The 10,579-nt window shown below is 58.7% G+C and carries 8 protein-coding genes; 5 read left to right on the forward strand and 3 right to left on the reverse strand.

Features of this window, described 5'->3' with window-relative positions; translation table 11 throughout:
- Positions 1 to 7 precede the first annotated feature (7 nt).
- Complete coding sequence (locus RTE01_RS12890) at positions 8 to 1,027, forward strand: glycosyl hydrolase family 8 (protein WP_115191697.1); 1,020 nt, start codon at positions 8 to 10, stop codon at positions 1,025 to 1,027.
- Between the two features lie 38 nt (positions 1,028 to 1,065).
- Here the strand turns inward: RTE01_RS12890 and bcsG are convergent, their stop codons facing one another.
- The 3 genes from bcsG to bcsE are packed head-to-tail and all read right to left on the reverse strand — an operon-like array spanning position 1,066 to position 4,492.
- Positions 1,066 to 2,745, reverse strand: coding sequence for a cellulose biosynthesis protein BcsG (gene bcsG / locus RTE01_RS12895; protein ID WP_041143130.1), 1,680 nt, complete (start codon positions 2,743 to 2,745; stop codon positions 1,066 to 1,068).
- A complete protein-coding gene (gene bcsF, locus RTE01_RS12900; RefSeq protein ID WP_041143129.1) occupies positions 2,742 to 2,939 on the reverse strand; it encodes a cellulose biosynthesis protein BcsF in 198 nt (65 codons plus the stop codon). Before bcsF ends, bcsG begins: the two co-directional genes overlap by 4 nt.
- A complete protein-coding gene (gene bcsE / locus RTE01_RS12905; RefSeq protein WP_041143128.1) occupies positions 2,936 to 4,492 on the reverse strand; it encodes a cellulose biosynthesis protein BcsE in 1,557 nt (518 codons plus the stop codon). Before bcsE ends, bcsF begins: the two co-directional genes overlap by 4 nt.
- A gap of 168 nt (positions 4,493 to 4,660) precedes the next feature.
- Here bcsE and bcsR point away from each other — a divergent pair, with 168 nt between their 5' ends.
- Genes bcsR through bcsB form a run of 4 tightly spaced genes read left to right on the forward strand, consistent with a single transcriptional unit; the run spans position 4,661 to position 10,579 of the window.
- Entirely contained in the window at positions 4,661 to 4,849 is a 189-nt protein-coding gene (gene bcsR, locus RTE01_RS12910; RefSeq protein ID WP_071844861.1) for a cellulose biosynthesis protein BcsR, read from the forward strand.
- A gap of 18 nt (positions 4,850 to 4,867) precedes the next feature.
- Positions 4,868 to 5,608, forward strand: a complete 741-nt coding sequence (gene bcsQ / locus RTE01_RS12915; RefSeq protein WP_123552502.1) for a cellulose biosynthesis protein BcsQ — start codon at positions 4,868 to 4,870, stop codon at positions 5,606 to 5,608.
- Positions 5,605 to 8,223, forward strand: coding sequence for a UDP-forming cellulose synthase catalytic subunit (bcsA, locus tag RTE01_RS12920; RefSeq protein ID WP_134528095.1), 2,619 nt, complete (start codon positions 5,605 to 5,607; stop codon positions 8,221 to 8,223). Before bcsQ ends, bcsA begins: the two co-directional genes overlap by 4 nt.
- A gap of 10 nt (positions 8,224 to 8,233) precedes the next feature.
- Positions 8,234 to 10,579, forward strand: coding sequence for a cellulose biosynthesis cyclic di-GMP-binding regulatory protein BcsB (gene bcsB, locus RTE01_RS12925; protein ID WP_134528092.1), 2,346 nt, complete (start codon positions 8,234 to 8,236; stop codon positions 10,577 to 10,579).

The raw sequence follows: 10,579 nt of genomic DNA on the forward strand, positions 1-10,579 counted from the left end.
TGCACTTATGTCCTTGCGTGCTTTAGTCGCAGTCATGGTTACGACGACGATGATGGTGCTTCCCCGCGCGTGGGCAGATACCGCCTGGGAAAGCTATAAATCCCGTTTTATGATGGCCGATGGGCGAATCGTTGATACCGGCAACGGCAGCGTTTCCCATACCGAAGGGCAGGGGTTCGCCATGCTTCTGGCGGTCGCCAAAAACGATCGCCCTGCCTTTGATAAGCTGTGGCAGTGGACGGATAAAACGCTGCGTAATAAAGACAACGGGCTTTTTTACTGGCGCTACAATCCCGTCGCGCCGGACCCTATTGCGGATAAAAACGATGCGACCGACGGCGATACCCTGATCGCGTGGGCGCTGCTGCGCGCCCAGCAGCAGTGGGGTGATAAATCCTACGGCATCGCTTCAGATGCCATCACCGCGTCGCTGCTGAAGTCTACGGTCATCACCTTTGCCGGTCATCAGGTGATGCTGCCCGGTGCGAAGGGCTTCAACCGCAACGATCATGTCAACCTCAATCCCTCCTACTTTATTTTCCCCGCATGGCAGGCCTTTGCCGCGCGTACGCACCTGACGGCGTGGCGTAAGCTGCAGAGCGACGGGAAGGCGCTGCTGGGTAAAATGGCGTGGGGTAAGGCGCAGCTGCCCAGCGATTGGGTGGCGCTGAGAGCGGACGGCAGAATGGAGCCGGCAAAGGAGTGGCCGCCCCGGATGAGCTACGACGCGATTCGCATCCCGCTTTATCTCTCCTGGGCCGATCCGCAAAGCGCCCTGCTGACGCCGTGGAAAAGCTGGTTTCAGAGCTATCCGCGGCTGCAGACTCCGGCGTGGGTCAACGTCAATACCAACGACGTGGCCCCGTGGTTTATGACCGGCGGCCTGCTGGCCGTTCGCGACCTGACCACCGGAGAAGCACAGGACGATCCGCAGCTTAGCGCGCAGGATGACTATTACTCTGCCAGCCTGAAGATGCTGGTCTGGCTGGCGAAGAACGACCGCCGCCAGGCAGCTACCGGCGTCTGAACGGGCCGCGGGGGTGAAACCCTGCGGCCTTTTTCGTTTTACTGCGGGTACGGAACCCAGCTTCCGCCGTTCAGCTGTACGTAAGGTTTCCCCTGATACTGAATGACGATGGCGTTGGCGTTCTCCGATACCGCGGCGCTCTGCGGCAGGTTGGCGGTGTACTGCGGCCAGTTCACGTTATCCTGGGTAAACATTTTGCCGTCGAGGGCGCGAACCACCAGCTCAGAGATCGCCAGATAGCTGCTCGGCTGATCGATAACCAGCGGCGCGCCCTGGCGCGGCTCCTTCATGCCGAAGAACTTCACCGCGGCCGGAACGTTAGTAATTGACGGGCTTGGGATATCGCGCAGGCCGGAGACCTGCATTTTATCGCCCTTCAGCGCCCCGCCGTGCTCCGGCACCACCACCACCATAACTTTACGGCCCGACTTTTCCAGCCCGGTAAAGAAGTTGTCCAGTTCATCAAAGAGCTTCTGGGCGCGCACCTTGTAATCGGCCGTTTTGCTCTGGCCCGGGAAGTGGTTGCCATCGTGGAGCGGCAGAATGTTGTAGAAGGTCGCGGTGCGCGCATCGCCCTGCTTATCTTCCGTTTCCAGCCAGCGGTTCAGGGTCGCCAGATCGTCATACACCGGCGAGCCGTCGAAGGCCTGCAGGCTGACCGGCAGACCTTTCTGGTCCATCAGCGGGCTTTGCATGCCGCCCAGGCTGCGCAGCTCCTTCAGGAAGTCGCCAAACAGGCCGTTGTGGCCCAGCATCAGCTGCTGGTTGAAGCCAAGCTTCGCCAGGTTTTCAAACAGGTAGCACTCGCTGCCCGACGGCTGATACAGGTTGGAGTGCGACAGCTGGCCGCAGCTGGCGCGGAGCAGGCGAACCGCCGCCGGGCCGCTGTAGGAGGTCGCCGAGTTAAAGTTTTTGAACACGATATCAAAGTGCTTCCACAGCGGATGGTCCATCAGCCCGGCGGCTTCGATATCGGACCATGATAGGGAGCAGATATTAATCACCAGCAGATCAAACGGCTGGGCATCCGCCGGCAGCTGCTGCGGGAACGGCGTTTTACGCTTCTGCTCCGAGGCATAGAACGCATTCAGCCAGCTGGTGAGGTTGGCGGAAGTCGGCGGTTCGGTCTGCGGCGGAATATCGCCGTTAGCGGAAGCGCTGCCCGCCGCCGTTCCCCCGGCGTTGGTGGCGGTGATGACCGCGGTGGTTGCCGCCGCCGTCGTCGGCTGGCCGGCTGGCCACAGGGTAAAGGAGGGGAGCAGCGGGCTGACGGCGAGCCATATCATCATCGCCGAGACCAGCACCGTGACGCGCAGCCACTGGCTGATAAACAGCCACAGGACCAGCAGCACAAAGAAGGCGCCGACCATATTCCAGTTAATAAAGCGGGTCACCAGGTCCCAGATATAATCCGCGCTAAAGCCGGCAAGCTGGGAGCCCTGGCTGAAAATACTCTCCGGGCCGGGCAGCCAGGTGTCGTGCCAGAACAGCGCGATACCGACCGGGATCGCCACCCAGTGGCGCAGGCGGTGCAGCTTATATTTCGGCAGCGGTACCAGCAAAAAGGCGAGAAACACCAGGTTAAGCATCGGGTGGAAATTAAGATATCCCGCCCACAGCAGAGCAAACTTCACCAGAAAGTAGAAATTCCACCCGGCAAGGCCGCGCCAGTATTGCCAGAGCGGAAGCGGCGTTGCGGTAGTTTTTGGATTGGTCATTTATTCACTTTGCCTTGCTTAGCCGTCGCATCCCGGCGCAGTACGCCAGCCGGTTTAACGTAACGGGGTTTAAAGAACATCAATCGTAAGGTGGTGCGGATACGGCGCTGGTAGTGGCGCGTAAGGTAACCTAACGGGAAAAACAGCAGCGCGCAGAGCACCACCAGCTGAATAATATCGCTAAGAGACATCATGACTTTTGCTCCACGTCGGTGGACAGCCGGTGCGGCTCGGGTATCCGGCGCCAGCTGCGCCCGTCGTGGGTGGCGTTGATCGCCTCGTTTTTGCCTACCGTAATGGGCAGCGGCGTGTTCCATTTATCCGCCGTGATGCCGCGCATCAGCAAGATCTCCGCGGTGATTTGTTTATCTTCAAACCAAATCATGCGGTTAGAGAATATGTCACCGGTAGGAAGCGGGAAAATATGGTTCAGCGCCGTATCCAGATCGTTGACGCGACAAAATGAGAGAAACAGCACCAGCCGGTTGTTGCCGATGGTCATGATATCGCCCATGCGGTTGGGCTTGCAGAGCGTCAGCGCCTGCTCAACGCGCAGGCCCGGCGCCGGACGTAGCGCGACCATCACGCCTTTGCTGTCCGCAGGCAGCATGGTGTTGGCCATGATGTTATAGACCGCGGAGCAAAAGTCGTCCCACTTCTGATAGCCGCGCAGCTTGAGCGGCTGGCTCCAGGCTATAAGGGTGGCGAAGTCTTCCGGAATATGGCGGCTAAATTTCTGTTTCTGAACGCTCTCAATGAGCGTCAGGCAGCGCGACAGCGGCGCGCCGCTGGGGATGACCATATTAGCGCCGCTACTGAGTAGCAGTCGTTCATCGGTAGCGCGCAGGCAGGGAGTCTGTTCGCGGACAATGATTTTTAATGCACTTCCGCGCTGGCGGCGCAGGGTATGAATATGGCGCCCCAGCTGCTCGATCTGTACATTTTGCGTTACGCTGAACAGCAGGGTTGCCGCCTGCGCCGTTCTGGCGGCATTAAACACGGCGTCGTTGGTATCAAACAGCGTCCAGTATTCCGACAGCGCCGGGGCACCCTCAAGGACGCGTAAATTGCTTAATACGATCTTTTCATCGCTGCGCGGCTGGACGATTGTTTCTTCTTCCTGCGCCAGCCGCCATCCGGCCTGGTCTTGTAAAACAACCAGCTGCTGCTGCGCGCTCATTCCCTTTTCACTGCCCCACCAGGCAATATCAAACAGGAAGTTATCGCCCTGATAGCGGATGCTGGCGAGACCAGAAAGAGAACGATACTGATATAATAGCGGAGACAGCTGCTTATCATTATCATTACCCGAATTAAGTACTAATAAGGCACAATTGTGGTATTTGGCCCATCGCGATGACTTTTCTACCCATTTGCATAATTGTTCACTTTTAATATTTTGCCAGGCATTTTCAGCGCATAGCAGAATAAATAGATAATTGCCAGGTTCAAGCGAACAGAGTAAATCACGATGCATTTCTTCTAACCCTTCCGTGAGGTTCGGTAGGGTAAATAACACGATTTTTTCCGGGCCGTTGTGATTATCTAATGAAATGATTTTACTTGGTTTCTCACCCATTACGATCGCTGCAACTTTGCCGTCTTTAGCCTGCGCGGCCAGCGTATGGTTGAGCAGACTTACCGCATCAACATAGCGGTCAACGTTGAGCCACCATACCCCGCCAACGGGCATATGGCTGACCTCGTCCCATAATGACGAAATACCCAAAGTATATACGATATCCACGACGCCCCTCACCAGCCCTGATTTACACTGGATTAGTTTACTAGCGAAAGCGGCAGAGTAAACCTAACATTGAAATTAAAGAGCATCGGTCTTAGCATATAGAGCAATTTAAGAATGAGCCCGGTACACTTCGGTTATTATTTATGTGTTGTTTGAATGGACAGAGAAATGCCAGGAAAAGAGCCTGTAGTGCCCTCAGATGCAACGCTGGGTTATACCTTTCAAAATGATTTCCTGGCGTTAAGCCGGGCATTTTCCCTGCCTGAAATTGATTACCACGACATTTCCCGACGCGAGCAGCTAGCTGCGGCGCTGAAACGCTGGCCACTACTGGCAGAATTAGCAGAGAAAAAGTAAAAAGTAAGGACGCCGTCGATGGCTATTCTTGGATTACAGGGCATCCGTGGCGGCGTGGGCACAACGTCGATTGCCGCGTCGCTCGCCTGGGCGCTACAGCTGCTGGGGGAAACGGTACTGGTGGTTGATGCCAGCCCGGATAACATGCTGCGCTTTTTTTTCAACGTCGATGCCGACCATCGTGAAGGTTGGGCGCGCTCCTTAATTGACGGCGGCGACTGGCGCGATGCCGGTATGCGCTACACCTCCCATATTGATATTTTGCCCTTTGGTCAGCTGACGCCGGGTGAAAGAGAACATCTCGACAGGCTCTACCCGACGCTGGATCCCCTGGCCGCTATCGTGCAGCAGCTCGGCCAGCAGGGCGATCGTCGCTGGGTGCTGCTCGATTTACCCGCCGATTTTTCCCCGCTGACCCGCTCGCTGCTCGACGTCTGCGACCGTACGCTGGTGGTGGTGCATCCGGACGGCAACAGCCATATTCGCCTGCATCAGCAGGCGCTGGCGGCGAATCGCGATATTCTGATCAACGATCTGCGGGTGGGCAGCCAGCTGCAGGAAGATTTATACCAGCTCTGGCTGGAGAGCCAGCGGCGCATTCTGCCGATCGCCATCCATCGCGATGAGGCGATGGCGGAGTGCCTGGCGGCGAAGCAGCCGCTGGGTGAGTATCGGCAGGACTCGCTGGCGGCAGAAGAGATCCTGACCCTTGCCAACTGGTGCCTGCTGCACTACTCCTCCGACCGGGAGGCGCAATGATGCGCCTGAGCACGCTGCTGCTGGCTCCTCCGGTTGCCGAACGCCTGAGCGAACGCTACGGCGACTATCGCCAGCACGGCGCCTCGTGGCTATCGGCGATGCTGGGCTGCCTGTGGGCGGCGCTGGCGTGGGCGCTGATACCGCTGGAAACGCCGCGCTGGCAGGCGATCCTCACCAGGCACGGCGACTATTTCCCGCATATTAATCCCCATCGGCCGCGGCCGCTCGATCCGCTGCGCTACCTGCTGCAGTCGGTGTGGCTGCTGGTGACGCGGGTGCCCGAGCCTGAGAAAAAGGTCAACTGGCGCTCGCTGGTGGCCCTTGAAGGCGTGCACGGCCGCTATGCCCAGTGGATGGACCGGCTCCCCGAACGGGTGAACACCCGCACCGGTCATCTGGATAAATACAAAGAGCTGGCGCATCTCAATCCAAAGCTGCGTAAGGCGATCCTCAGCGTGGTGGTTTTTTTCTCGCTGATCCTGGCGCTGCTCTGCATCACCCAGCCGTTTAACCCGATTTCACAGTTTATCTTCCTGCTGCTGCTGTGGGGCGTGGCGCTGCTGGTGCGGCGCATTCCGGGGCGCTTCTCGGCGCTGATGCTCATCGTGCTCTCGCTCACCGTCTCCTGTCGCTATATCTGGTGGCGCTATACCTCGACGCTGAACTGGGACGATCCCGTCAGCCTGGTGTGCGGGCTGGTGCTGCTGTTTGCTGAAACCTACGCCTGGCTGGTGCTGGTGCTGGGGTATTTCCAGGTGATCTGGCCGCTCAACCGTCAGCCGGTGCCGCTGCCCAAAGATATGGCCGAGTGGCCGACGGTCGATATTTTTGTGCCGACCTATAACGAAGACCTCAGCGTGGTGAAAAACACCATTTACGCCTCTCAGGGCATCGACTGGCCGAAGGACAAGCTGAATATCTGGATCCTCGATGACGGCGGGCGGGAAGAGTTTCGCCAGTTTGCCAAAGACGTGGGGGTGCACTACATCGCCCGTGAGACGCACGAGCACGCGAAGGCCGGCAATATCAACAACGCGCTGAAGTATGCCAGGGCCGAGTTCGTCTCTATTTTTGACTGCGACCACGTTCCGACGCGCTCATTCCTGCAGATGACCATGGGCTGGTTCCTGAAAGAGAAAAAGCTGGCGATGATGCAGACGCCGCACCACTTTTTCTCCCCGGACCCGTTTGAACGCAACCTCGGGCGTTTTCGTAAAACACCGAACGAGGGCACCCTGTTTTATGGCCTCGTGCAGGACGGCAACGATATGTGGGACGCCACCTTCTTCTGTGGCTCCTGCGCGGTGATCCGCCGCGGCCCGCTGGATGAGATCGGTGGTATTGCCGTCGAAACGGTGACCGAAGATGCGCACACCTCCCTGCGCCTGCACCGCCGGGGCCATACCTCCGCCTATATGCGTATTCCGCAGGCTGCCGGCCTGGCGACCGAAAGCCTGTCGGCGCATATCGGCCAGCGTATCCGCTGGGCGCGCGGGATGGTGCAGATTTTCCGTCTCGACAACCCGCTGTTCGGTAAAGGGCTGAAGCTGGCGCAGCGGCTGTGCTACGTCAATGCGATGATGCACTTCCTGTCCGGTATTCCGCGGCTGATCTTCCTGACCGCGCCGCTGGCCTTTTTACTGCTGCACGCCTATATCATCTATGCGCCCGCGCTGATGATCGCGCTCTTTGTGCTGCCGCATATGATTCACGCCAGCCTGACCAACTCGAAGATTCAGGGTAAATATCGCCACTCCTTCTGGAGTGAAATCTACGAAACGGTGCTGGCCTGGTACATTGCGCCGCCGACCTTCGTCGCGCTGATTAACCCGCATAAGGGCAAGTTCAACGTTACCGCGAAGGGCGGTCTGGTAGAGGACGAGTACGTCGACTGGGTTATCTCTCGTCCCTACATCTACCTCGTGCTGCTTAACCTGGTTGGCGTCGCGGTCGGCATCTGGCGCCACTTCTATGGCCCGGAAAACGAAATATTGACCGTGTGGGTCAGCATTGTGTGGGTGTTTTATAACCTGATTATTCTTGGCGGCGCGGTGGCGGTGTCGGTGGAAAGCAAGCAGGTCCGCCGCTCACACCGCGTGGAAATGAACATGCCGGCGGCGATTGCCCGCGAAGATGGCCACCTCTTCTCCTGCACCGTCCACGACTATTCTGACGGTGGGATAGGGATCAAAATTCACGGCAAAGCGCAGGTCCTGGAAGGGCAGAAGGTCAACCTGTTGCTCAAACGCGGGCAGCAGGAGTACGTCTTCCCGACGCGGGTAGCCCGCGTGAACGACAGTGAAGTCGGCCTGCAGCTGCTGCCGTTGACCAATAAGCAGCATATCGATTTTGTGCAGTGTACGTTTGCCCGCGCCGATACGTGGGCGCTTTGGCAGGATAGCTTCCCGGAAGATAAACCGATGGAAAGCCTGCTGGATATCCTGAAACTGGGGTTCCGTGGATATCGTCACCTGGCGGAGTTCTCCCCGCCGTCGGTGAAGGTTATTTTCCGCTCGCTTATCCTGCTGGTTGCCTGGATAGTCTCGTTTATTCCCCGTCGTCCCGAACGCGCCGCGGCGATACTAACTTCGGAACCAGAAATGGCTCAACAATGATGATAATGCGATGAAAAGAAAACTCTCCTTGATTTGTGCAGTGGCGGTGGGAATGGCTGGCTGGTACCCCTTCGCGTCTTACCCGGAACCAACGACGGCCATTACTGCGGCACCGACCGCTGCCGCGCCGCTAACCGCCCCTGAACCTACTCTTGCGCAAGACCAGCCGACGGCGAACGTCGTTGACCCGGCCGCGCCGGTGGTGGTGGTGGAAAATGTCCCGACCCGCGACGTCAAGCTGAGCTTTGCTAAAATCGCCCCGGCGCCGGGCAGCATGGTGCTGCGCGGCGCGCGTCCCGATGGCTCGGTGGAATTCGGCATGCGCAGCGACGAGGTGGTGGCTAAGGCGCTGCTGAATCTCGACTATACGCCGTCGCCGTCGCTGCTGCCGGTGCAGTCGCAGCTGAAGGTCTACCTCAACGATGAGCTGATGGGCGTTCTGCCGGTCACCAAAGAGCAGCTGGGTAAAAAGGTCAAAGCGCAGATCCCTATCGATCCGCTCTACATCACCGACTTTAACCGCGTGCGCCTCGAGTTTGTCGGCCACTATCGCGACGTTTGTGAGAACCCGGCCAGCAGCACGCTGTGGCTGGACATCGGGCGCGGCAGCAACCTGGACCTGACCTATCAGTCGCTGAAGGTGCGCAACGATCTCTCCCATTTCCCGGTGCCGTTCTACGACTCCCGGGATAACCGCCCGCTGAACCTGCCGATGGTTTTCGCCTCCGCCCCGGACGGGCAGCAGCAGCAGGCGGCGGCGATTGTCGCCTCCTGGTTTGGCAGCAAGGCCGGCTGGCGCGGTCAGCAGTTCCCGGTCTATTTCAACGCGCTGCCGGATCGCAACGCCATCGTTTTTGCCACCAACGACAGGCGCCCGGATTTCCTGCGCGAGCATCCACCGGTGAACGCGCCGACCATCGAAATGATTGACCACCCGGACAACCCGTACGTCAAGCTGCTGGTGGTGCTGGGTCGTGACGATAAGGATCTGCTGCTGGCGGCGAAGGGCATTGCGCAGGGCAATATCCTGTTCCGCGGTAACAGCGTGGTGGTGGACGACGTTAAGCAGCTGCAGGCGCGCAAACCTTACGATGCGCCAAACTGGGTGCGGACCGATCGCGCGGTGACCTTTGCGGAGCTGAAGACCTACGAACAGCAGCTGCAGTCCAGCGGACTGGTGCCGGACTCGATTAACGTGGCGCTCAACCTGCCGCCGGATCTCTATCTGCTGCGCGCCAACGGCATCGATATGGATCTGAAATATCGCTACACCATGCCGCCGGTCAAAGATAGCTCGCGCATGGATATCAGCCTGAACGACCAGTTCCTGCAGTCGTTCAGCCTCAACAGCTCTCAGGACGTTAACAAGCTGATACTCCGCCTGCCGGTGCTGCAGGGGCTGCTGGACGGTAACTCTGCGGTGACTATTCCGGCGCTGCGCCTGGGCGCCATGAACCAGCTGCGCTTTGATTTCCAGTACATGAACCCGATGCCGGGCGGCTCAATTGATAACTGTATTACCTTCCAGCCGGTACAGAACCACGTGGTGATCGGCGACGACTCGACGATTGATTTCTCGAAGTATTACCACTTTATCACCATGCCGGACCTGCGGGTCTTTGCCAACTCGGGCTTCCCGTATAGCCGGATGGCCGATCTCGCCGAAACCCTGGTGGTGGTGCCGAAAACTCCGACCGAGGGCCAGGTTGCCACCCTGCTGGAGTCCGTTGGCGGCATCAGCGCTCAGACCGGCCTGGCGGCGATCAATATCCAGATTACCGATGACGGCAGCCAGGTTAAGGGCAAAGACGCCGACCTGCTGCTGATCGGCTCGATTCCACCTGCGCTGAAGGACGATACGCAGATTAACCTGCTGGTTGAAGCGACGAAAAGCTGGGTGAAAATGCCGATGCGCCACTACGAGCTGCCGAGCATTTATCCTGACGATGAAGCCCGGACGCCGAACACGCGCGCGGACATCACCTCTTCCGGACCGATGGCGGCCATTATTGGCTTCCAGTCGCCGTATCACGACCAGCGCAGCGTCGTGGCGCTGCTGGCGGACAGCACACGCGGCAACGAACTGCTCAACGATGCGCTGAACGACAGCGGTAAACGAGCGGCGATGTTCGGCTCGGCGGTGGTGGTGCGTGAATCCGGCGTCAATAGCCTGCGGGTGGGCGATGTCTATTATGTCGGGCATCTGCCGTGGTTTGAACGCATCTGGTTTGCGCTCTCCAGCCATCCGGTGCTGCTGGCTATTCTGGCGGCGGTCAGCATCGTGCTGCTGGCGTGGGTACTGTGGCGGATGCTGCGTATCGTCAGCCGTCGTCGCCTGCACCTGGATGACGAGTAA

Source organism: Klebsiella terrigena (assembly GCF_006539725.1).
GTDB classification, from domain to species: domain Bacteria; phylum Pseudomonadota; class Gammaproteobacteria; order Enterobacterales; family Enterobacteriaceae; genus Klebsiella; species Klebsiella terrigena.